The 22,659-nt window shown below is 74.3% G+C and carries 18 protein-coding genes; 10 read left to right on the top strand and 8 right to left on the bottom strand.

What is annotated here, in order from left to right; all coding sequences use genetic code 11:
- Positions 1-53 precede the first annotated feature (53 nt).
- Genes WME89_RS37215 through hisF form a run of 3 tightly spaced genes read right to left on the bottom strand, consistent with a single transcriptional unit; the run spans position 54 to position 4,021 of the window.
- On the bottom strand, positions 54-437 hold the full coding sequence (locus tag WME89_RS37215) for a TerB family tellurite resistance protein (RefSeq protein WP_438004358.1): 384 nt from the start codon (positions 435-437) through the stop codon (positions 54-56).
- 33 nt (positions 438-470) lie between these two features.
- Positions 471-3,212, bottom strand: a complete 2,742-nt coding sequence (locus tag WME89_RS37210; protein WP_438004357.1) for a hypothetical protein — start codon at positions 3,210-3,212, stop codon at positions 471-473.
- Positions 3,209-4,021, bottom strand: coding sequence for an imidazole glycerol phosphate synthase subunit HisF (hisF, locus tag WME89_RS37205; RefSeq protein WP_438004356.1), 813 nt, complete (start codon positions 4,019-4,021; stop codon positions 3,209-3,211). The genes WME89_RS37210 and hisF overlap by 4 nt, the downstream gene beginning before the upstream one ends.
- Before the next feature lie 173 nt (positions 4,022-4,194).
- Here hisF and WME89_RS37200 point away from each other — a divergent pair, with 173 nt between their 5' ends.
- Both WME89_RS37200 and WME89_RS37195 read left to right on the top strand, forming a co-directional pair.
- On the top strand, positions 4,195-6,186 hold the full coding sequence (locus WME89_RS37200; protein ID WP_438004355.1) for a zinc-ribbon domain-containing protein: 1,992 nt from the start codon (positions 4,195-4,197) through the stop codon (positions 6,184-6,186).
- Positions 6,183-7,439: a hypothetical protein gene (locus tag WME89_RS37195; RefSeq protein ID WP_438004354.1), complete on the top strand. Its 1,257-nt coding sequence runs from the start codon at positions 6,183-6,185 to the stop codon at positions 7,437-7,439. Before WME89_RS37200 ends, WME89_RS37195 begins: the two co-directional genes overlap by 4 nt.
- A gap of 61 nt (positions 7,440-7,500) precedes the next feature.
- Here the strand turns inward: WME89_RS37195 and WME89_RS37190 are convergent, their stop codons facing one another.
- Positions 7,501-9,771 carry an alkaline phosphatase D family protein gene (locus WME89_RS37190; RefSeq protein ID WP_438004353.1) on the bottom strand — a complete coding sequence of 757 codons (2,271 nt, stop codon included), beginning with the start codon at positions 9,769-9,771 and terminating at the stop codon, positions 7,501-7,503.
- A gap of 214 nt (positions 9,772-9,985) precedes the next feature.
- On the opposite strand from WME89_RS37190, the gene WME89_RS37185 reads away from it, so the two are divergent.
- The 3 genes from WME89_RS37185 (at position 9,986) to WME89_RS37175 (ending at position 13,105) form a co-directional block, all read left to right on the top strand.
- Positions 9,986-11,437, top strand: a complete 1,452-nt coding sequence (locus WME89_RS37185; RefSeq protein ID WP_438004352.1) for a DUF6986 family protein — start codon at positions 9,986-9,988, stop codon at positions 11,435-11,437.
- A 57-nt stretch (positions 11,438-11,494) separates the two neighbouring features.
- Positions 11,495-11,836, top strand: coding sequence for a hydroxyisourate hydrolase (gene uraH, locus WME89_RS37180; RefSeq protein ID WP_437619413.1), 342 nt, complete (start codon positions 11,495-11,497; stop codon positions 11,834-11,836).
- A 126-nt stretch (positions 11,837-11,962) separates the two neighbouring features.
- On the top strand, positions 11,963-13,105 hold the full coding sequence (locus WME89_RS37175) for a formylglycine-generating enzyme family protein (protein ID WP_438004351.1): 1,143 nt from the start codon (positions 11,963-11,965) through the stop codon (positions 13,103-13,105).
- 258 nt (positions 13,106-13,363) lie between these two features.
- Here WME89_RS37175 and WME89_RS37170 read toward each other — a convergent pair whose 3' ends face one another.
- Positions 13,364-14,062, bottom strand: coding sequence for a TetR/AcrR family transcriptional regulator (locus tag WME89_RS37170; RefSeq protein ID WP_437619411.1), 699 nt, complete (start codon positions 14,060-14,062; stop codon positions 13,364-13,366).
- 286 nt (positions 14,063-14,348) lie between these two features.
- On the opposite strand from WME89_RS37170, the gene WME89_RS37165 reads away from it, so the two are divergent.
- Positions 14,349-14,786 (top strand): CHRD domain-containing protein, encoded by a 438-nt coding sequence (locus tag WME89_RS37165; protein ID WP_438004350.1) that lies wholly within the window; start codon positions 14,349-14,351, stop codon positions 14,784-14,786.
- Positions 14,787-14,963: 177 nt separating this feature from the next.
- Here the strand turns inward: WME89_RS37165 and WME89_RS37160 are convergent, their stop codons facing one another.
- The 3 genes from WME89_RS37160 to WME89_RS37150 all read right to left on the bottom strand — a co-directional run bounded on the left by WME89_RS37160 (position 14,964) and on the right by WME89_RS37150 (position 18,789).
- Positions 14,964-16,508 (bottom strand): allantoicase, encoded by a 1,545-nt coding sequence (locus WME89_RS37160; protein ID WP_438004349.1) that lies wholly within the window; start codon positions 16,506-16,508, stop codon positions 14,964-14,966.
- Positions 16,487-17,842 (bottom strand): allantoinase AllB, encoded by a 1,356-nt coding sequence (gene allB / locus WME89_RS37155; RefSeq protein ID WP_438004348.1) that lies wholly within the window; start codon positions 17,840-17,842, stop codon positions 16,487-16,489. The genes WME89_RS37160 and allB overlap by 22 nt, the downstream gene beginning before the upstream one ends.
- Positions 17,843-17,910: 68 nt before the next feature.
- Positions 17,911-18,789 (bottom strand): MBL fold metallo-hydrolase, encoded by an 879-nt coding sequence (locus WME89_RS37150; RefSeq protein ID WP_438004347.1) that lies wholly within the window; start codon positions 18,787-18,789, stop codon positions 17,911-17,913.
- Positions 18,790-19,159: 370 nt separating this feature from the next.
- Between WME89_RS37150 and WME89_RS37145 the strand changes: the two genes are divergently transcribed.
- The 4 genes from WME89_RS37145 to WME89_RS37130 all read left to right on the top strand — a co-directional run bounded on the left by WME89_RS37145 (position 19,160) and on the right by WME89_RS37130 (position 22,652).
- Positions 19,160-19,978: a DUF3025 domain-containing protein gene (locus WME89_RS37145; protein ID WP_438004346.1), complete on the top strand. Its 819-nt coding sequence runs from the start codon at positions 19,160-19,162 to the stop codon at positions 19,976-19,978.
- A gap of 228 nt (positions 19,979-20,206) precedes the next feature.
- A complete protein-coding gene (locus tag WME89_RS37140; RefSeq protein ID WP_438012019.1) occupies positions 20,207-21,184 on the top strand; it encodes a LysR family transcriptional regulator in 978 nt (325 codons plus the stop codon).
- Complete coding sequence (locus tag WME89_RS37135; RefSeq protein WP_438004345.1) at positions 21,181-21,894, top strand: glutathione S-transferase family protein; 714 nt, start codon at positions 21,181-21,183, stop codon at positions 21,892-21,894. The genes WME89_RS37140 and WME89_RS37135 overlap by 4 nt, the downstream gene beginning before the upstream one ends.
- Positions 21,895-21,947: 53 nt before the next feature.
- The gene (locus WME89_RS37130) at positions 21,948-22,652 is read left to right on the top strand and encodes a glutathione S-transferase N-terminal domain-containing protein (RefSeq protein ID WP_438004344.1); all 705 of its coding nucleotides are present in this window, start codon (positions 21,948-21,950) and stop codon (positions 22,650-22,652) included.
- Positions 22,653-22,659 lie beyond the last annotated feature (7 nt).

The raw sequence follows: 22,659 nt of genomic DNA, 5'->3' as shown, positions 1-22,659 counted from the left end.
GGGAGCCCGGGCAGCGGCGAGGCCCGCGGCGCACGGGCGCCGCGGCAGCCGCGTCAGAGCAACGTGAGGAGGCGCCGGGCGCGGGCCTCCGCGGACTTGATGAGCTGCTCCGATTCGAGCTCGGGGATCTCGAGCTTCTTGCACAGCGCAGCGATGTATTGCTTCTCCGCGTCGTGCTGCTCGCCGTCGACGAAGGTGAGCAGCACCGCGTGCTGGAGCAGCGCGCGGCGGTCCTCGCCGCCGAGCTCGCCGAGGGGCGCGTCGTCCAGGGTCCTCCGCTCGGCGGCGTAGGCGCGGATCTCCGTGGCCTGCTCCTCGTTCGCCTCGAACGCCGCGATCAGCCCCTCCACCATCTCGCGCTCGGCGTCGTGGAACTCGCCGTCCGCCCACGCCACGCTCACGAGCGACTTCACGATCGCCATGCTCTGCTCTTGCATGGCGACGAGTGTCGTCGCTCCTCCGGGGCAACGTCAATCGTGCGGGGGCGGCGTCCTCGCCTCCGCGCGCGGCACGGCGCGGAGCGCGCCGCGTGCGAGCGGCTCCGCGAATGAGGCGAAGAGCTCGGGCCGCAGCGTTCCGACGAGCACGGCGCAGAGCAGGGCGAGCGCGACGAGCGCGAGCCACAAGGAGAGGCCCTTGCGGCGCGGGGTCACCAGGGGCACAGGCGGCCTGCTGCTCTCGCCCACCGCGACCTGCCCGGCGTCGGGCGCGGGGACCTCGGACGGAATGGGGCGCCTCGTGTCGGCGAGGGGCGAGCGCGCGTCCGGGAGCGCGCGCGCGGCGGTCGCGGAGAGGGCCGCGACAGGGGGCGGCGTGAGGGTGAGGTCGAGGCCCGCGAGCGCCTTCATGCTGCGCGCGGCGCGTCGTTGCGCGCTGTGCTCCGACTGCGCCATGAAGCGCGCGACGAGCTCGTCGACCCGGGACGTGCCGGCGCCGTCCGCCGGCGGGTGCGCGCTCCGCGATCGCCGCGAGGCGCTCCACACGATGGCGTCGATGGGGCTCAGGCCTGCCGGGCACGGCTCTTCCGCCGGCTCCGCGCCGGCGTGGGCGGCCGTCGTGGCCTCGGCGTGCGGTGACGGCGAGGCTTCGGCCGGCGCCGGCGCCGGCGCAGCTGTAGGGGTGGCGGGGGCTGTCGCGGCCTGTGCGTCGTCGCCGCGCTGCGCCGGGATCGGCCAGGGCAGCGTGTGCCGCGCCGCCGGCGTTTCCTCGAGCGAGGCGACGGTTTCCTCGAGCGAGGCGACGCTCGCTCGAGGACCGACGGACACGGCGGCGGCGTCGCGGTGGTGGACGAGTGGCCAGCCGCCGTAGGCCGGGGTGACCTGGAGCCCGGCTTCCGCGTCGAGCAGGAAGTGGATGGCGGGCGGGCGCGCGGTCTCGACAGCGTCGGGGGCGATGCGGGGGATGCCGGCGGGCGCGTCGGCGGCTGCGTCGAGGATGTCGGCGGGCGCGTCGGCGGCTGCGTCGAGGATGTCGGCGGCTGCGTCGATGATGTCGGCGGGCGCGTCGGCGGCCGCGTCGATGATGTCGGCGGGCTCGTCGAGGATGTCGACGGGCGCGTCGAGGATGTCGGCGGGCGGCTCCGTGGCTGCGTCGATGACGTTGGCGGCTGCGTCGATGACGTCGGCGGCTACGTCGGCAGGCGGCTCCGTGGCTGCATCGACTACGTCGGCGGGCGCCTCCGTGGCTGCGTCGGCTACGTCGGCGGGCGGCTCCGTGGCTGCGTCGGCTACGTCGGCGGGCGGCTCCGTGGCTGCTTCGACTACGTCGGCAGCCGCGTCGATGGCGTCGACAGGCGCTTCCGTCACGCGGATGACCGCGGCGCTGTCGGCCGCCACCCTCTCTTCCCAGACGGCGGTGGCGACGGTCGGTGTGGGCTCCTGCGAGAGCGTTACGACGCCGGCGGGGTCCGGGGAGAGCTCGACGAGGATCGACTCGGAGGGCGTCGGCTCCTGCGAGAGCGTTACGACGCCGGCGGGGTCGGGGGAGAGCTCGACGAGGATCGACTCGGAGGGCGTCGGCTCCTGCGGAAGCGACACGATCTCCGTGGGGGCAGGGGAGAGCTCGATGAGGAGCGCCTCGATTCCCTCAGGGCTCGTGAGCGCTTCCCGGCACGCTGCGCCGTCGCCGTCGCCGTCGGCAGGCGACAGCGCGGGAATGGCGCGCCCGTCGGCAGCCACGATCGACGGCGCGCTGGGCGCGATCGGCGCCACGCGCGCGACTGCTCGCGCAGGCTCGACGAGCTCCGGGACGACCGGGATCTCCACCAGCGCCGCCGCCGTCTCGATCTCGACCACCGCCTGCACCACCGTAGGCGTCGGCTCCGGGAACGCCTCGGCCTGTTCGCCAGGATGTGTCGCGTGCGCAGGCGCCAGCGCGACCTCGGAAGACGGCTCGACCACCGCGGCTCTGGCCGCGATCTCGTCAGAACCGGTACCGAGTGCGGGGGCCGGGAGCGTCGGCCCCGCGGTCTCGCATGCGACAAGCCCGGGGCTGAGCGTCAGCTCCACGATCGCCGGAGCAACCGGCCCAGGGCTGAGGGTGAGCTCCACGACGGTCGGCGCGAGCGGCGCAGCCGCGACCTCCCCGCGCTGCGCACCGCCGACCTCGTCGCGCGGCGCAGCCGCGGCGCACGCCGGTCGCACCGGCGCCGCCGTCTGCTCGTTCGCCGCCGGTCGCACCGGCGCCGCCGTCTGCTCGTTCGCCGCCGGTCGCACCGGCGCCGCCGTCTGCTCGTTCGCCGCCGGCGCCGCCCGGACCTCCGCCCGCGCGCGCTTCAGCCGGCCGGCCTCCCTGGCGCGCAGCGTCTCGCGGGCGAGCCGCGCCAGCGCGCGCCGCGCGGCATTGCGGTTCACCGGGATCAGCGCGGCCTCGAGCTCTCGCGCGACCATGTCCGGGTCCTGCTCCGCCGTGGGGCGCGGGCGCGCCGTCGCCGCGAGGTTCGGCATGCTGCCCGCGGACGCGGCGAGCAGCCGCGCGAGCAGGTCGCGCAGGAGCCGCGCCGCCTCGGCGGGCGCCACCGGCTCGCCGCGCGAGCGCACCGTGACCGTGCCCTCGGTCGTGAGCAGCACCGCGCGATCGTCGAGCCGGAGCGGCAGCCGCGACGTCGCGTCGCCGACCGCCAGCGCCAGGTACCCCGACGTCTCCGGCACCAGCGAGGCGCACCGCGCGTGCGCCGCCGCGAGGACCTCGTCCAGCGTGACGCACGCGCTCACGAGCGCCCCCGCGCCGCCGCGTCTCTCGACCCGCCAGCGCGCGCCGGCCTGACCGGCACGCCCGCCGCTTCGAGGTACGCCTTCGCCTCGCCGATCGTGTACTCGCCGTCGTGGAAGATCGACGCCGCGAGCGCGGCGTCCGCGCCGCCCTCGACGAGGCCCGCGCGCAGGTGATCCAGCGTCCCGACGCCGCCCGACGCGATCACCGGGACCGGCACGGCCCGCGCGATGGCGGCTGTCAGCAGGAGGTCGTACCCGTCCCGCGTGCCGTCGCGGTCCATGCTCGTGATGAGCAGCTCCCCCGCGCCCGCGCGCGCGATCTCCTCCGCCCACGCGACCGCGTCGCGCCCCGTGTCCCGCCGGCCGCCGTGGGTCACCACCGTCCAGGCCACGCGCGACGGATCCGCGATCCGGCGCGCGTCGATCGCCACCACGATCGCCTGGGTGCCCCACCGGTCCGCGGCGCGCCGCACGAGGTCGGGATCGTTCACCGCGGCCGTGTTGATCGCCACCTTGTCCGCCCCCGCGTGGAGGAGCGCCTCGATGTCCTGCTCGGACCGGACACCGCCGCCGACCGTGAGCGGCGTGAACAGCACGTCCGCCGTCCGCGCCACGACGTCCAGGATGATGCCGCGCTTCTCGTGCGACGCGGTGATGTCGAGGAACGTGATCTCGTCCGCGCCCTCGGCGTCGTAACGCCGGGCGGCCTCGACAGGATCGCCGGCGTCCCGCAGCCCCACAAAGCGGACGCCCTTCACGACGCGGCCGTCCTTGACGTCGAGGCACGGGATGATGCGCTTCGCGAGCATACGTCCGCGTTAGCGTACCGGCCGCGTCCGGGCCAACTGTTGCGCGGCGCGCCGGCGGCGTGGAGAGCGCCCGCCCGCGCCCTTGCCGGCGTTTCCGGTGGCGGGGCCGGCGCCGCGGCGGACCGGATCGCCCGGAGCCTGACCGCGCCGCGGTTCCTCGCTACCATGGCGCCATGCATTGCCCGCATTGCGGGAAACCGATCCCCGAGGGCTCGATGGCGTGCCCGCACTGCGGCGCTGCGCTGGGAGCCGCGGGCCCCCACGGCCTGAAGCCCGTGTCCCGCACCATGGTCGGCGTCGCGCTCCCCGATCTGCTCCGGCAGCCGCCGACCGCCCCGGCCGAGCCGGCCGGCGCGGCCCGCGGCAAGGCCGCGCTGCCGCCCATGGCCGGCGCGCCGGGCGCCAGCTCGCGCACCATCGTCGGCATGCCCGCCGCGGTGTTCGGCGCGGCGCCCGCGCAGCCGGACCCGCGCCTCGGCGGGGGTACGCTCGTCGTCGGGACCCCGGCCGCCCCGGGAGCGCGCCTCGATGCACCCGTCGCGCCGCACCCCGCCGCGCCGCACTACCCAGCGCCGCACTACCCAGCGCCGCACCACGCGTTGCCGGGCATGCCGCCGCTCGAGCACACCATGCCGATCGCGCCGGCCCTCGGCGCAGCGCGTGGCCCGGCGCTCCCGCCCGCCGCGTCCCGCACGCTGGTCGGCGTCGCCCGGCCCGGCATCGCGCCGCTCGCGCCCGGCGCCCCGGCCGCGCTCGATCTCGGCCCCGAGCCCGAGCTCGACGCGCGCTACCGGCCGGCCGCAGAGCTCGGCGCGACGATCGCGCCCGCGCGCTTCCGCGCCCCGGCGCTGCGGAACCCGGCGCTCATGCACCCGCAGCGCCTGAAGCACCGCCTCGGGCCGCCGCCGCCCAGGAAGCGCGCCCGCACCTCGCGCCGGGCCGTCGCCGTGGTCGCCGCGGGCGGCGTGCTCGCGCTCGGCGCGGTGCTGTTCGCGCTGCTCTGGCCGAGCGCGCCCCCGGTCACCGCGCGCGCCCGCGCCGACGCCGGCGGCCGCGAGGTCATCGAGCTCCGCTGCGACAGCTGCCCCGACGGCACGGCGGTCTCCATCGGCGAGGGCCGGGCGACGATCGCCGGCCGCCTGGCGCAGATCCCGCTCGCGAGCCCGCTCTCCGTCGGCGAGAACCGGATGAAGGTCGCGATCGACCGCCCCGGGAGCGGGCGCGACGAGGCGGTCGGCGTCTCGATCCACGTCGCCTACCGGATCCGCCCCGACCTCGGCACGCTGCAAGGGGAGCGCCCCTCCATCCAGGTCGTGGTCGAGGCGAGCAAGGGCACGCAGGTGGCCCTCGACGGCAAGGAGGTCGCGCTCGCGAGCGGCCGGGCGGTCGAGTCGATCGACGTCGCCGAGTCGATCACGGGGCTCTCGGACGAGGCGAAGACGCTGACCCGGCAGGTGCCGTACACCGTCACGCCGCCAGACGGCCCGCGCGAGCAGGGCGTGGTGAGCGTGGCGGTCGGCATCGTCCCGCTCTCCATCGAGGCGCCCGGCCCGAGCGTTGTCATCGACAAGGAGAGCTTCGTGCTGGCCGGGCGCACGGCCCGCGGCGCGCAGCTCCTCGCCGGCGGGCACCCGATCGCGGTTCGCCCCGACGGCTCGTTCGCGCACGTGATGAACGTCTCGTCCGTGGGCGCGACCCAGTTCGAGGTGCGCGCGAAGATGCAGGGCATGGCGCCGCGCATCGCGAAGATCGCGGTGCGCCGGGTCGACCGCATCGAGACAGCCGCCAGGGAGTTCGCCGGCCGGAGCCCCCTCGGGTACGCCGCGCTCGCCGCGGGCGGCAAGGACCACATCGGCAAGCCGATCGCGCTGACCGGCGAGGTCCTCGAGACGCGCCGGCAAGGCTACTCGACGCTGCTCCTGCTCTCGGTGTCGCCCGCTTCCGGCTGCAAGGAGGGCGGCGCGACCGCCGCGAGCGCGAGCCCCGGCGGCGCGCTGGGCTCCCCGGGGGCGTGCAAGGTCCGGCTCGTCCACGGCGCGGAGAACCCGGCTCAGCGCGGCGACACCCTCACCGCCTACGGCACCGTCGCGCCCCCCTTCACGGCGCCGGACGGCGCCGCGGTCCCCGAGGTGTCGGTCGAGTTCACCCTGAAGGGCGCCCGGTGAGCGCCGCGCGCGCGACAGAGCGCCGGCCGCGCCGCCTCTTCCGGGCGGGCCTCATCGCGGCCGCAGCCCTGCTCCCGGCCGCGGCGCCGCTCGCCTTCGCCGACGCCGTGGACACGAGCCGGCCGCACACCATCGTGGTCGGCGCGCCCCGCGGCTTCGCCCCGAGCGAGCGGCTCGACGCGCGCCGCACCGGCCGCTCCGCGGCGCGCCTGCCGTTCCCCGCGCGCGAGGCCTGGCGGCGGCAGCTCCGCGGCGGCATCGACGCGGCGCCGCTCGCCGACGCCGAGGGCGATCTCGTGCTCACGCTGACGATCCCCGAGGTCGTCAAGCTGGGCGCGGACGGCCGCGAGCGCTGGCGCGTGCGCATCGGCGACAGCGCGCCGCTCGCGCCCGCCGTGATCACGAGCGACGGCACCGTCGCGATGATCACCTCGTCCGGCGTCGCCCTCGGCCTCACCCCCGCGGGGGGCGTGCGCTTCGCTGTCCCCCTCGGCCTCCGGGGGCGCGACGCCGACGTGACGCCGCTCGCGCTCGACGACGGCGGGCTCGTGGCGGCCGTGGGGCGCTCGCTCGTCGAGCTCGCCGCCGACGGCAGCGTGCGCGCCCGCGCCGAGCTCCCCGACCGCGCGACCGGCGCCCTGCTGGCGGGTCCGGACGGCACGCTCGTGACCACCGAGTCGGGCGCGGTGCTCACATGGCGCCCGCCGAGCGCGCCTCGGCGGCTCGGCGAGCTCGGCGGCCTCCCTCGCCGCGGCGCCGCGCTGGCCGACGCCCGCACGCTGCTCGCGGTCGTCGACGGCCGCCGCCTCGTCGCGCTGGATCTGCCGACCGGGACCACCGGCGTCCGCGCCGGCAGCGCCTTCGGCGCGCTCGACGGCCCGCCCGCCGTCGGCGCCGGGGGCGTCGCCGTCGTCCTCTCGGCGGCCGGGCTGCTCCTCGGGATCAACGCCGCGGGCGACGAGGCGCTCCGGGTCGCCATCGACCGACCTCCGGCCGCCCCGACGGCCGACGCCGGGCTGTCCGGCCTCCTGGGCCCGGTGGACGCGAAGCCGAGCCCGCCGGTCGTGATCGACCGCGCCGGCCGCGTCGGCTTCGTGCGCTCGGGCGGCCGCGCCGGCGTCGTCGAGGCGGACGGCAACGTCTCGATCGCGGCCGAGCGCCTCTGCTCCACCCCGGTCGCCGTCGTCCCCGCCGGGGAGGAGCGGATGGCTGTCGCGTGCCGCGACGGCACCGTGGTGATGCTGGCGCGCTGAGCGCTGCGCTCCGCCCCGGCGCCGCCCTGCCGCGCGCGGCCGGCGGCCCGTCATCCGCCGATCAGCCGTCCCAGTCCGCCGTCTCCGGGTTCCACCTCTTCCATTTGCTGCCGTCCTTCCAGTACAGATCGCGCGTGCCCGCGACCGTCTTGAACCGCTCGGTCGTGATCTGCTTGTCGAGCGCGGCCTCATCGGCTTCCTCGTACAGGGGCGCGGCGAGCGCGCTGTCGGGCAGCATGTGCATGGTGACCACGAACTCGTCGGCGTTCGCCTCGGCGACGCAGAACCCGTTGCTGGTAGACTTGCGGAAGGCGAGGCGCGGGTTGAGCTCCGTCGCGCCGGCCTTCGCGCTCTGGACGAGGAGATTTTCGATGTTGTCGGCGATGTTCGCCGACTGGGGGACGTCCTTCAGGATCGCATGGGCCGCCACCCGCTTGCGCAGCAGCGAGCGGTAGGTGGCCGACGAGATCGCCGCGACGACGAACTCCACGATGTTCATCGAGGAGGAGGTGTCCTCCGCCGGCGTCCCCGCGATGAAGGCGTGCAGATCGCCCGTGATCGCCACCACGTTGCTCTGCGCGGCGAGCTTCCCGAGGATTTCGTTCCGCTCCTTGCGGAAGCCGTCCCAGCCGTCGCAGCTCATGTAAAAGCGCGGGGGGGGCGGCGGATCTTCAGGCGGATCTTCAGGGGGCGGCTCTGGGGAGGGGATCGGGCTATCGATGACGAGCTGTGAAAGACAGTACTCGTTTCCCCACACCTTCCAGGTGCTCTCGGACTTCTCGATCGTTTCCTTGAACCACGAGCTCTGCGCGGCCCCCATGACGGGGACGTCCTCGGCGAGATCCGACACCGCGTCGAAGGCGTCCTTGATCACGAAGTAACGCGACCCGAACTTGCTGAAATAGTCGGTCTTCCCCAGGTCGAAGTAGGAGATCCCGCGCTCCATGAAGGCGATCTGGGCCTCGTCGATGAGAGGCAGTTGCTCTTCCCGCTGCTCGTTCAGCTTCGCCACGACGGCGTTGATGAAGGTGGCGCTGATGACGCGGGGCCGCTCGCTCGGCCCGTACCCGAGGCCGGGGTCGAAGCCGAACGTGGGCGCGATCTCCTCGAACATCTCCCTGTAGATACGATGCTGTTCTGCATCGATGTCGTCGATGTAGGGGCTCGCAAACGGGGGCGTCACATTATCGAACTTGTCCAGGAGCGGCGCCTGCCTCACGACGACCTTCCCCGGGAACGCGTCCTCCGGGATCAGGTGATCGGCCCGGTAGGAGCGGAGATCCGTCATCACGAGGTGGACGTGCTTCCCGAAGGTGAAGTCCCGGTAGATGGTGATGTCCTCCGGGTACGCGGCCGTACTGCTGTACTGGAACTCATCTCCCGCGCGGTAGTCGACCGGCATGTACTCGAACCAGGCCTGGTTCGCCGCCTTGCGCCGGTCCTCGTCCTCCTCTGCGTCTCGACCGTCGAGGTAGGCCGCCGTCGCGCCGTGGCAGTCGTCGGAGAACTCGTGATCGCTCCAGGTCGCGATGATCGGAAAGAGCTCGTGCACCCGCTGGAGCGCCCGGTCGGCCCGGTAGGTCCGGTAGAGCTCCCGGTAGTTGCTCAGCGACCTCGCGGCGTGAAACTCGATGTCATCCGCCTTCAGGGCGATGGCGCCGTCCACGTCGGAGAAGGCGACCGTGCGCTCCTGCGACGGGGCCTGGAAGCTCGGATCAGCGGTGGTCTCGTAGATGTAGTCCCCGAGGTGGACGACGAAGTCGATCTGCTGTTTCGCCAGGGCCGCATACGCGTTGTAGAAGCGACCGACGTAGTCCTGACACGCCACGAAGGCGAAGCGCACCGGCACGTCCGCGTCGGGCGCCGGCGCCGTCCGCGTCCGCCCGACGCGCGAGCTGAAGCAGCCATTTCCAGTCGTGTAGTAGAACCGGTAATAGTACGTGGTCCCGGGGCTCAGGCCGCTCACCTTGACCTTGACGCAGTGATCGAACTCCGCCCTGGCCGTCACGGGGACCCGCGTGCCGCCCGACCCGGTGGTGGCCACGGTGCTGGAGGTCGACCTGAGCTCCACCAGCTGGGTGAACGCCTCGTCGAGCGCGACGACGAGCGCCAGGTTGAGATCCGTCTCCCCGTCGCCGTCGACCAGCCGGGTCCACAGCACGACGCTCTCGGGCCTCGGGTCCCCGGAGGCCACCGACTGGGGGAAGAACGTGTCGTCCTCGTTCATGTCGCACGCGCCGGTTATCCCCTCTCCCTCGGAGCAAGCTGTCGGCACGACCACCGAGCCAGCGGTCACCAGGGTGGCGCGAAGAAAGTCTCGACGTCTCATCATCGATTGAAGTCCTCCAACGACCGATACACCCCGAGCGCTGCGCACGCAACGGCGGCGCCTGGGCCGCCCGTCGCGCCGCCCGCACGGGCGCTCCGCGGGCTCGCCGAGGCGGCCCAGGGCGCAGCATGGCGCCTCCCCGCGACGGGCGCGAGCGCCACTTGACGTGCCGAGTCAGGCGGCCTCTCGTGTGCGCCCGACCTGCCGAAAGCACACCATGTTCCAGACAAGCCTCTCCCCTGAAGCGCTGCGCGGCGCGCTCTCGCGCCTCCGCAGCGGGCATTCTGTTTTCGACCGCACCGGCGGCCGCGGCGCGCCGGCAGCGCGCCAGCCGATCCATACCGTCTACGGCGGCGCCCACCTGTTCAAGGCCGACACGGCCCGGAAGCTCGGGGCGGTGGCGCTCGGCGCCCTCGAGGAGCACGCGCCCGACTTCGCCGCCTTCGCGCGGGCGCTCGGCCTGCCGGGGGCGGACGAGCTCCCGGAGGGCCCTGCCGAGGCGCTCGCCCTCGCGGCCGCGCTCGACGCCGGCGCCCTCCCGGCGGGCCCCGCCGCCGGGCCGGCGCGGCTCGCGCGGGCGGTGCACGCGCGCGTGCTGGACAAGCTCCGCCGCGAGCCCGTCGAGGACCTGCGCATCGATTTCGAGGACGGCTACGGCGTGCGCCCCGGCCACGAGGAGGACGCGCACGCCGCCGCCGCCGCGCGCGAGGTCGCCCTCGGCATGGCCGCGGGCGGCCTGCCCCCGTTCCTCGGGATCCGCGTCAAGTCGCTGGGCGAGGGGTGCGCCGAGAGGAGCCTGCGCACGCTCGACATCTTCCTCTCCACGCTCGTCGCCGCGTCGGGCGGCGCGCTCCCGCCCGCCTTCGCGGTGACGCTGCCGAAGGTGGAGGCGCCCGGGCAGGTCTCGGCGCTGGCCGACGCGCTCGACGCGCTCGAGGTCGCGCTCGGCCTGCCGGGCGGCGCGATCCGGATCGAGCTCATGGTCGAGACGACGGCCTCGATCTTCGGCCCGCGCGGGGAGATCGCGCTGCCCGGGATGGTCGACGCGGCCCGCGGGCGGTGCGTGGGGGCGCACTTCGGTGCTTACGACTACACGGCGAGCTGCGAGATCACGGCCGCTCACCAGCACCTCGCGCACCCCGCGTGCGACTTCGCGCGGCACGTGATGCAGGTCGCGCTGGCCGGCTCGGGGCTCTGGCTCTCCGACGGCGCGAGCAACATCCTGCCCGTCGCGCCGCACCGCGCGCGGCCCGGCGGAGCGCCGCTCACACCGCAGCAGGTGGACGACAATCGGCGCGCGGTGGTGAGCGCGTGGCGGCTGAAGTACGGGCATGTCCGCCGCGCGCTCGAGGGCGGCTACTACCAGGGCTGGGATCTCCACCCGGCGGAGCTCCCGGTGCGCTACGCGGCGGTCTACGCGTTCTTTCTGGAGGGCGTCGAGGCGACCGCCGGGCGGCTGCGGAGCTTCATCGATCGGGCCGCCCGGGCGACCGTCGCCGGGACGGTGTTCGACGACGCGGCGACGGGGCAGGGGCTCCTGAACTTCTTCCTGCGCGCGATCAGCGCGGGCGCGATGACGGAGCGCGAGGCGGCGGACCGGACCGGCCTCACGCCGGACGAGCTCCGGGAGCGCTCGTTTCATGCCATCGTGACGCCCCGGAGCGCGTGATATGACACGTCGGAAGCGGAGAGCGTCGCGGGGACGCCTGGGCACCGGGGAGGAACGATGAGCGCGATCACGACGCACGTGCTGGACACGTCGCGGGGCCGCCCGGCGAGCGGCGTGCTGGTGGTGCTGGAGGTCAGCGACGGCGGCGGCTACCGGGAGGTCGGCCGCGGCACGACCGACGACGACGGCCGGCAGAGAGGCCTGCTTTCCCAGGGCGAGCGCCCGGTGCCGGGCACGTACCGGCTCACCTTCCACACCGGCGCCTATTTCGCGGCGCTCGGGTCCGAGAGCTTCTATCCCAGCGTCTCGATCCTCTTCGAGGTCCGCGACCCGGCGCAGCACCATCATGTCCCGCTGCTGCTCAGCCCTTTCGGCTACACCACGTACCGCGGCAGCTGAGCGCGCGTTACGATGGACGGTGCCCGGCGCTGGGCCACGGGGGGAGGGGTGACGGTGGGCTCTCTACGAACTCGGTCAGGCGAATATCGGGGTTGCTCGCGCGCTGCTGGCTTGCTGGTGGTCGCGATGGCCGCGCTCTGGTCGGGGTGCGCGTCGAAGGAGCGGCGCTTCGTCGACGGAGACGCCGCCGCGGGGGCTGGCGCCGCGGGCGGCGCAGCAGGTGGTGGGCCGGCCGCTGCGGGAGGGGGCGGCGGCGAGGCTGGCGGCGGCGGGGCTGGCGGCGGCGAGGCTGGCGGCGGCGGGGGGATCTCGGTGGCGTGTTCTCCCGAGGAGGCGCGGTGCGCTGGCGAGCTCGTGGAGGTGTGCGGCGGCGACGGGCAGTGGCGGGATGTCGGCTGTGCCGGGTGGTGCGGCGCCGGCTCCGAGAGCTCGTGCGTCGTGCCGCCGAGCTGCCGCGAGGGTCGGCCCGGCGCAGGCGAGGCCTGCGGTCCGGAGCGGAACCAGCCCTGCTGCGCGAGCCCGCGCGTTCCGGGCGGCAGCTACCGCCGGAGCAACGAAGCCGCGCATCCCGCGGAGGTGAGCGACCTTCGCCTGGATCGATACGAGGTCACCGTCGGACGATTCCGCAGGTTCGTCGAGGCGTACCCCGAGAGCCGACCTGCCGCCGGTGCGGGAGCTCACCCCGGGCTCCCGCGAAGCGGCTGGGACGAGGGGTGGGACTCCCGTCTGCCGGCGAGCCAGGCCACGCTGAGACAAGACTTGAAGTGCAAGGCGGGATTGCACTCGTGGACTGACGACGTGGGCGAGAACGAGGCCAGGCCGATCAGCTGCGTGAGCTGGTTCGTCGCGTTCGCCTTCTGCGCCTGGGACGGCGGGCGGCTCCCGACAGAAGCGGAGTGGAACTACGCGTCTGCCGGCGGGAGCGAGCAGCGGGAGTATCCGTGGGGCAACGCGTTTCCGAACTCGACGTACGCCGTGTACGACGCGGCGGGCAGCGCGGTTGTCGGCTCGAGATCGCCGAGAGGCGATGGCCTGTGGGGGCACGCCGACCTCGCGGGCAACCTGTGGGAGTGGACCCTGGACTTCGAGGGGCCGTACCCCGATCCGTGCGCTGATTGCGCGAACCTCGAGGGGGGCCCTGCGCGGGTGATCCGCGGCGGCAGCTGGTGGCAGCCCAGCGCGGACGAAATCTCTACTTCCTACCGGAGCGGGTGGGACCCGGCGGATCTCACCGACGCGCTCGGCGTCCGCTGCGCGAGGCCGCTGTAGCGCCGGCCGCGCCTCGTAGCGGCCAGCGCCGCGGGGCGCCGCTCAGGGCGAGATCATGTAGATGACCGAGAAGGCCACGACGAGCGTCGCGGCTGCGAGCGCGATGAGCTTGGGCATGGTCCAGTCGCCTTCGGTCCTCGTGTGATCTGTGCTCATCGGGTGCCTCCGCCGTGCGCTCTGCGCGCCTCGCGCGCCCGTCTCCTGGCAGAAGGCGCACTCGTCGTCAACCCTGAGCCGGCCACGACGGACCGGAAGCGCTCACGCGGGGGTCTGCGCCGCTGCTTCGGCCGCCCCCGCGCCCTTTCCGCCCTGCTCGCCGCCCGCGTGGAGGATGGCCAGCCTCACCACCTCTGGCAGCAGATCGGCGAGCAGGTCGCGCAGCGACGTCCGGTCGAGCTCGTGGCGCTCGACCCAGTCGAGGCTCGTCGCCTCCACGAACCCGATCCACCCGCGGAGCGCCACCCGCAGCGCCGGAGGCCGCTCGGTCACCGGCGTGTCCGCGAGCAGCTTGTCGAGGAAGCGGCTGCGCGTCTCCTCGATGATGGCCAGCACCTCGGCGTCGGAGCCGATGCCGCCCCGGAAGACGGCCGCATAGGAGATCCCCTGTCGCTCGACATAGGCGAGGTAGGCGTCCAGCCCGGTGCGCAGGCGCTCGTCCACCGGCAGATCGTCGACGTCCAGCGACCGCTCGACGAGCTCGCGCGCCGCTTCGCGCAGGACGGCGATGTAGAAATCGCGCTTGGTCGGAAAATAATGGTACAGCAGCCCTTTCGAGATCCCTGCGGCCTGCGCCACCTCGTCGATGGCGACGTCGTCGTAGGCTCGCTGGCTGAAGAGCTCGAGCCCCAGCGTGAGCAGCTGCGCGCGGCGAGCGTCGAGGTCGAGCCGCTGGCGGGGCGGCTTGCCCTCACCGCGCCGGGGCGTCGCGGCGCGGGACGGCTTTCGGGTCGAGATCATGAATGGGCGGGTACCTTACGCCGCCACGGATCCGGGTTCAATCGCGGCAGAAGCGGCGACTCGGCTTGATGCGTTGCGTGGGCGGCGTCCCGTCGCGTCTTCGATTCAGCCCGACGCGGACGGCGGCGACGAGCACCCGTGTCCGTCGCCGCGCGCCTCGCCGGGCGCGCTCACCGCGCGCCATGGCCCGTGGCGCAGCGCATCCCTGCGGCGCGGCCGGCGGGCGTCGTCTTTGCTCCTGCGGCGCCTTCGCGTTGCGCATCCCTGGGATGTGCAGGAGGGAGACATGCAGCGTTTCACGATGTCCGCTCTGGGCGCCGTGGTCCTCGCGACGTCGCTCGTGCGCGCGGCGTTGCCGGAGCGCCCGGTCCGCCCGCTCACGGCGGCGCTGAGCGGGCAGGCCGAGGTGCCCGGCCCCGGGGATCTGGACGGGACCGGGACGGCCCGCATCGCGCTCGACCTCGTCCGCGGCGAGCTCTGCTTCGATCTCGCGGTGGCCGGCATCGCGCCCGCGACCGCGGCGCGCATCCACGAGGGCTCCGCCGGCCGCGCGGGCCGCGGGGTCATCACGCTGATGCCTCCGACGGGCGGCAGCTCCAGCGGCTGCGTGACGGCAGAGCGCGACGACCTGAGGGCGCTGCTCCTCGATCCGGCGAGCTATTACGTCGCCGTCCGCACCGCCGATTTTCCCGACGGCGCCTTGCGAGGCCAGCTCTCGCGGTGAGCCCCGGCGGGGACGCCACCCTGCGAACTCAAAGTCCTCGCCGGGTACAGGGACAGAGTCCGACAGTGCACCAGCGCTCTCGATATCTCATCCACCTCTCGGACGTGCCTCGGGCGATGGACGGTAGGCGCCCGGAGAGGGGGCTCGTCGGGCGCCGGGCAGCTCGGACCCCGCCAGCTAGCCGCCCCAGAGCAGCTTCTTCAGCCTGATCTCCGCGATCTTCCGCTGCTCCTCCGCGGCGATGAGCAGCTCCTCCTCCGGCGTATGCTCGAGCCGCTCGCGCAGCGCCGTCAGCATCTCGTCCGCGCTCTTGCCCGTCGCGCAGAGGATGTAGATGAACCCGAACTTCTCGTCATAAGCGCGGTTGAGCCGCGCGAGCGCCTCCCGCGTCTCGTGCGCCGCGGCGCCCATCCCCGCCTGCTCCTGGCTCGAGAAGCGCCGCGCCGTCTCCGCGGTCTCCGCCTGCGCCTTCGTCTCCCCGATGCGCGGGTGCGCGCGGAACGCCTCGAGCCAGTCCTCCGGGGCGAGCCGCGCGAACGCCTGCGCCGCCGCCGCGAGCAGGCGCTCCTCGTCCCGGAACGGCCGCGCCGCCGCCACCTGCGCCGCCCACGCCGACGACCCGCACGCGACGCGGAGCTCCGCCGCCGCCTCCGGCTCCGTGAGCGCGTCGAGCCAGCGGAGCCGCTGCTCCGCCGCCCCGCGCCGGGTCGCCTTGCCGAGGACGCGCAGCCGGCTCACGCCGCCGTCCGGGTAGATGTTCAGGCGCACGTGCGTGAACGGCCCCGCCGCGAGGAGCTCCTCGGCGAAGAGGTGACGCGTGTGCGCCTGGAGCTTCGTCCGCGGCACGATCTCCCGCCAGTCGCTCGCGCCGCCGAGCTCCGCCGCCGGGCGCCCCGCCGCGTCGATCCCCTCGATCATGCAGGTGTCGGGGTAATTGCCCTTGAAATGGTTCGTGTCGACCTCGATCCGGCTGATCTCCCCCTGCGCCGCGAGCGCCACGAGCGCCCAGTCGTACCCGGGCCCCCGCCGCCGCCGCGTCTCCCAGCCGTCTCCCATGTTCGCCGCCCGGCCCGGCATGATCAGGTTGTGGCGCACCCCGAAGAACATGTCGCTGCACGAGAGCACGCTCGCCCCGTTCTCCGCGGCCGCGAGGTCGAGCTCCGCGCCAGGACGGTCGAGCCGGCGCCAGTCGGGGACGGCGTCGCCGTGCACCCGCAGCCGCGCCACCCCGCCGTCAGGATAGATGTTCAGGCGAAGGTGCGTGAACCGCGACGAGCAGCTCACGGCGAAGGCGTTCTGCGAGTCGCCCGCGAGCGGCGAGCGCGGCAGGACCTCGACCCAGTGGGTCCGCGGGTCGAGCAGCTCCTCCACGCGCGCGTCGGGCCGCGCCGCGCACGCCTCGATGGAGCAGTGCTCCGGGTAGTTGCCCCGGAAGAACGCCGTGTCGACGATGACCCCGCGGAGGATGCCCGGCAGCCCCAGCCGGACGAGGCACCAGTCGAACCCGGGAGTCCGGCGCCGGCGCGTCTCCCAGCCATCCATCCACTTCCCGCGATCGGTGTACTCGTGCTCCAGGAACACCGGCCTCGACGCCTTGAGCAGGCTCTCCTTCGGCGCGAAGAACTCGTCGTTCGCCGCCAGCACCGCGCCGCCCAGGCGCTCGGACGCCAGATCGAGCGCCTCCGCGAACGCCGGCCCCGTCACCCCTCTCGCTTCAGCCATCGCCCTCTCGCCTCCTGCGCGAAGCCCCCGCGCTCATAGACCTTCTCGCCGCGAAGGTAGGTGGCCTGCACGACGCCGTGGAGCTCCTCCCCGGCGTACGGCGTCACCTTGTGCCGGTGCTGGATGAGCGGCGGCTCGACCCGGAAGCTCGCCTCGGGATCCCAGATCACGAGATCTGCGTCGAACCCGCTCGCGATCTCCCCCTTGCGGCGCAGCCCGGCGAGCCTCGCCGGCCCGCGGCAAAGCCATGTCGCGAGCCGCTCGATCGGGACGCCCCGGCGGCGGGCGTCGGTCCACACGATCGACAGGCCGAGCTGCAGGCTCGAGATCCCGCCCCAGGCCGCGTCGAAGTCGCCGGCCTCGAGCCGCTTGAGCTCGGGGGTGCACGGGGAGTGGTCGGAGACGACGAGATCGATGAGCCCGCCCTGCAGCGCGGCCCAGAGCTCCTCGCGGTTCTCCCGCTCCCGGATCGGCGGAGCGCACTTGAAGGGCGTGGCGCCGTCCGGGATCTCCTCGGCGGCGAAGTGCAGGTAGTGCGGCGTCGTCTCGGCGGACAGCGCGGCGCCGCTGTCGCGCGCCCGCTTCAGGATGCCGAGCGCCGTCGCCGACGAGAGGTGAACCACGTGCGCCGTCGCGCCCGTCGCCTGGCAGAGCGACGCGAGCAGCGCGATCGCCTGGTCCTCCGCCTCGCGCGGCCGCGAGCGCAGGTAGGCGGCGTAGGTCCGCGGATCGAGGCCGACGAGCGCCGCGCGCGCCGCGTCGATGGGGCCGGGGAGCTCGGCGTGCACGAGCAGCGGCGCCCCCGTGCCCGCGAGCACCTCGAGCGCGGCCCTGAGGTCCGCCTCGCCGACGTGGCCGAACTCCGCCACGCCGGAGTCGACCATGAAGCACTTGAAGCCGAGCGCGCCGGCCTCGAGGAGCGGGACGAGCTCGCCCGCGTTGCCCGGGACGGCGCCGCCCCAGAAGCCCACGTCGACGAGGCACCGGCCCTGCGCGGCCCGCGCCTTCGCCTCGAGGTGCGCGACCGTCGTCGTCGGCGGGATGCTGTTGAGGGGCATGTCGACGAGCGACGTCACGCCGCCCGCGGCCGCGGCGCGCGTCGCTGTCTCGAACCCCTCCCACTCGGTCCGTCCGGGCTCGTTGATGTGCACGTGCGCGTCGACCAGCCCGGGCATCACCACCGCGCCCTGCGCGTCCACGACGGGGCAGCCCTCCGGCACCTCGTCATGGCCGGCGACGGCGAGGATCGTGCCGCCCTGGATATGCACCGAGGCCGGCCGAACGGCGCCCCCGGTGACCACCCGCAACCCGCGAACGATGAGGTCCGGCGTCATCAGGGACGCGAGGATACCACGCGCCGCGCGGCCCGCCGAGGCGGCGCTCGGCGTGTTTCCTGCGGCTTTCAGGCGGCTTTCATCCGCGCGATGAGCTCGGTGAGCTCGGCGCGCATGGCGCCTTCGGAGGCGGCGCCGTAGCGGCGGCCGTGCCCGGGGAGGACCCACGTGAACCGGTGCTCGAGGAGGCGCTCCATCGAGCGGACCTGCTCCGTCCACGAATACCAGCAGACGTCGCGCCCCGCGTGGAGGCGGCCGAGCTCGCCGGAGAACCAGAGGTGATCGCCGCTGAAGAGGTACCGGTCGCGCAGGAGGAGCGCGACGCTGCCGCGCGTGTGGCCGGGCACGGGGATCAACGTGAGGTCCGGGGCGAGGGCGATGGGGTCGAGCCCCCGGACCTTCACCTCGACGAGCGATGTCCCGCCGTCGACGTCGGCCTCGTGGATGACGCGATCGCAGCCGAACGCATCGCGGAAGATCTGGTGATCGGCCACATCGTCGCGGTGGGTGAGCACCATCGTCCGGACGCCGCCGAGCTCGCGGATGCGCTTGAGGAGCGGGCGCGCGGCGCGGGGCGAGTCGACGAGCACGTTGCCCTCGGGCCGCTGGATGAGGTAGCTCGCCGCGCCATAGGAGGACGACGAGGTGTAGCCGCAGTAATGAATGCCCTCGTCGAGCGGCTCGGGGAAGGCGGTGGCGGCGGCGGTCATGCCCTCGCGGGCGGCGGTGCCGATGGAGGCGGTGGGGCACGAGACGAGCGCCATGGCCGCGCGGAGGTGCTCGTCCGGCGTGGCCGGCTGGCGGGCGACGATGCTCTGGTCGAGGGCGACCGCGCGCTCGAACACGGAGGGGGCGATCTGGCGGCAGACATCGCAGTCGATGCACGTCCTGTCGACGAAGTAATCGCCAGGGGCGTTCTCGGGCAGGCGGTCCTCGGGTCGAGCCATGTCGCTCGCTCAGGATGACACGCGCGCGGCGGGCGTGGAGGCCGATCCGCAGCGGGAGCGCCGTGGTTCTCCGTCGCTTCCCCGATGAAGGCAACCCTCCAACGCTTCCTCGATGGCGGCAATCCTCCAGGGTCGGGAGAGCTGGAGTGCTCCGGGCATCGACCATGTGAAACACGGAGTCTCGGGACGCTGACGCGGCGCCCTGCGGAGCGTCGGTGTCGCTCCGGCGCGCGCGGTCGAGCCTGCACCGGCGCGCCGATCCCGGAGCTACGGCGCGGGCGTTTCATCTACCCGTCCGCTGGGCCGGCGTCCGGGCGCCGGGCTGCGCGCGCTGCTTGAGCTCTCGCCGTCCAGCTCCTACCCTGCCCGCGTGAGCGCCTCTGGCCCAGCTGCGCCGCGCCAGAGCGGCCCCGTTCCCTGGGATCCGCTCTTTCACGAGAAGAGCCGGCTTTACTGGCCCATCCGTCCCCGCGCCGAGGTGTTCGCGGGGAGCGCCGGCTGGCCGCCGGTCGAGGACTACAACCGCGCGCTCGGCGCGGGGTTCCCCGTGCGCTTCGCGGAGCAGGCGCCGAGGCCGCGGCGGCGCAGGCGGCGCGAGCCCGTGGATCCCGCGGCGCTCTACGACGCGCGCATCCACGTCGAGGGGTGCGTGCCCACGCGGCCGAGCAACTGGCACGACTTCCTCAACATGCTCGTGTGGGCCGCCTTCCCGCGGGCGAAGGCGGAGCTCCACGCCCGCCAGCACCGCGCGATCGCCGCGCGCCTCGATCCCGGCGCGGCGTCGCTCCCGCCGGCGCGCACGCGCGAGCTGGACGGGCTCGCGCTCCTCGACGAGGGCGGGCTCCTGCTGCTCTACGACGACGCGCGCGCGCGCCCCGCGCCCCTGCCGGGCGACGCCTCCGACCTGCGGCGCTGCGCCGACGAGGTGCGCGACGCCGTGCAGCGGGGCGAGGCGGCGGCGCTCGTGTTCGGCCATGCGCTCTACGAGAGCCTCCTCCAGCGCGGTCCGGCGGTCCACGCGATGGTGCAGCCCCTCCCGTGCGAGGGCCCGCTGCCCGCGGCGCCGGAAGCGCTCGTCTCGCTGGCCGACGCGCGCCTCTGCGACGCGCTGCGATCGCCGGGCAGCTTCACCCAGCCGGAGCGCAGCGCGCGTCTGCCCCTCGACGAGCGCGTCCTTGTGCGCGGCTGAGCGCCGCTCCGGGGCGCGGCGCGCGGGCCGGCGCCGGGGGCATCTGCCGCGCCGGCGCGGTGCCGTGGCGGAGGCGGGATGCACCCGCGGGGGCAGGGGAGGCCGGGAGCGCACCGGTGCGCAGCAGGGCTGTGCATTCTTGCACAGCCAGCGCGCGCATTTGCCGGCTCCCCGGTACGCTGCCGGCAGCGCATGCTCGCGCGGCGTGGCCGGGAGAATCGCATCGTGATGAGCTGGGATGACCTGCGGTATCTCCTCGCCCTCTCCCGGGCGGGCTCTCTCGCCGGCGCCGGCCGCGCGCTCGGCGTGGACCACACCACGGTGGGCCGCCGCGTCGAGGCGCTCGAGGCGTCGCTCGGGGTCCGGCTGTTCGTGCGGTCGCCCTCGGGATACGCGCTCACCAGCGAGGGGCTGAGCCTGATCCCCGACGTGGCGCGCGTCGAGGACGCGATCCTCGCCATCGAGCGCGGGAGCCTCGGGCGCGACAAGCGCCTCACGGGCTCCGTGCGCGTGACGGTCGCCGAGGCGTTCGGCAGCCGGTTCCTCGCGCCCCGGCTCGGCGCGCTCCACGCGGCGCACCCGGGGATCTCCGTCGAGCTCGTGACCGCGTTCCGCGCGCTCGACCTCTCCCGGAGGGAAGCGGACATCGCGGTCCGGTTCTTCCGCTCCACCGAGGGCGGGCTCGTGGTCCGGAAGGCAGGCGTCGTCGGCTGGGCGGTCTACGGCGCGCGCAGCTACATCGAGCGCCGCGGCGCGCCCACCGCGGCCGACCTCCCGGCGCACGCGCGCATCGGCATCGAGGCGCCCGGCGCCATGCCGCCGGAGCACGTCTGGTTCGAGCGCATGGCGGCCGGCGGCCCCTGCGTCTTCCGGAGCAACAGCACGGCGTGCATGCTCGGCGCGGCGCGCGCCGGCCTCGGCGTCGCGCTCCTGCCGTGCTTCATCGGCGACCTCGAGCCGGACCTCGCGCGCATCCCCCTGCCGGACGAGCCCCGCCGCGCCATCTGGCTGACCGTGCACGGCGACCTCCAGCACACCCCCCGCGTCCGCGCGGTGCTCGACGCGATCGCGCGCATGCTGGACGACGAGCGCGCCGTCCTCTGCGGCGACGCCCGCCCCCCGCCGCCCCCGGAGAGCCCGGGCGAGGGCGCGAGCGCCGCCGCGGCGCCCCGCAAGATCCGACGACACAAGGAGACGAAACGATGACCACCACCGCCCCGCTTCACCTGTACATCGGCAGCAAGAACCTCTCGTCCTGGTCGCTCCGCCCGTGGCTCGCGATGTCCCACGGCGGCGTCCCGTTCGAGGAGCACGTGATCCCTTACGAGCTCCCGGACTGGGTCGACCAGGTTGCCCAGCACTCGCCGACGCGCAAGGTGCCTGTCCTGCGCCACGGCGACCTCGTCGTGTGGGAGTCGCTCGCCATCTGCGAGTACGTGGCCGAGGCCTTCCCCGGAGCGCGGCTGTGGCCCGAGGGGCGGGAGGCCCGCGCCGTCGCGCGCGCGGTCAGCAGCGAGATGCACTCGGGCTTCGCCGACCTGCGCCGGGAGCTGCCGATGGACATCGCGCGGCGGCACCCGCGGCGCCAGGTCTCGGACGGCGCTGCCCGCGACATCGCCCGCGTCCTCGGGATCTTCCGCGACTGCCGCGCCCGGTTCGGTCAGGGCGGGGCGTTCCTGTTCGGCGCCTTCTCGATCGCGGATGCGATGTTCGCGCCCGTGGTGACGCGCTTGCTCTCGTACGACGTCGAGATCGATGAGGTCGCGCGCGCGTATGCGGGCGTCATCACGTCGCTCCCGGCGATGGCGCGCTGGTCCGCGGCGGCCGCGGAGGAGGTCGCCAGGAATCCGCACATCACGGCGCCGGCTGGCAGCTCGTACACTACCAAAGCGGCGGGCGGCGCGGCGGCGCCCTGAGCGTGCGCGAGGCTTGCGGCGGCGGGCGGGTTGCCTGGAACATGGCCGCCGCCATGACACCCATCCGGCTCTACGACCTCCAGGTGCGCGACGACCGCCGGCCGAGCCCCTTCTGCTGGCGTATCAAGTACGCGCTGGCCCACAAGGGCCTCCCGTTCGACGCCGTGCCCATCGCGCTCACGGACATCCCTTCGATCGGGGGCGGCGCGCACAAGACCGTGCCGATCATCGAGGATGGCGGCAAGACGGTCGGCGACTCGTGGGCGATCGCGGACTACCTCGACGAGGCCTATCCGGACCGGCCGCGCCTCTTCGGCTCGCCGGCCGAGCGCGAGCTCTGTCGCTTCGTCGAGGCAAGCCTGTTCGTGAGCGCCGGGAAGCCGCTCTTCTTCGCATACGTGAAGGACGTCTTCGACCACGCGCTCGAGAGAGATCGCGACTACTTCCGGCAGAGCCGGGAGAAGCTGCTCGGCTTCACGCTGGAGGAGCTGGCCCATGGGCGCGCGGAGCGGATCGAGGCGGCGCGCGCGGGTCTCGACTCGGTTCGACTGACGCTGAAGGGTGGCGGGCCCTTCCTGTCGGGGGCGCACCCTGGCTATGCGGACTACATCGTTGGTGGCTTCCTGCTCTGGGTCGCGTCGGTCGCCACCGCCCCGCTCCTCAAGGGCGACGACCCGCTGCTCGAGTGGCTCGGCCGTGTCCAGGACCTCCACGGCGGCCTCGGGCGGAAGAGCCCGCTGAACGCGCTCGCCGCCTGAGCCGCCG

Source organism: Sorangium sp. So ce321 (assembly GCF_051530195.1).
Lineage (GTDB): Bacteria > Myxococcota_A > Polyangia > Polyangiales > Polyangiaceae > Sorangium.
This window is presented reverse-complemented; position numbering and strand designations above follow the sequence as displayed.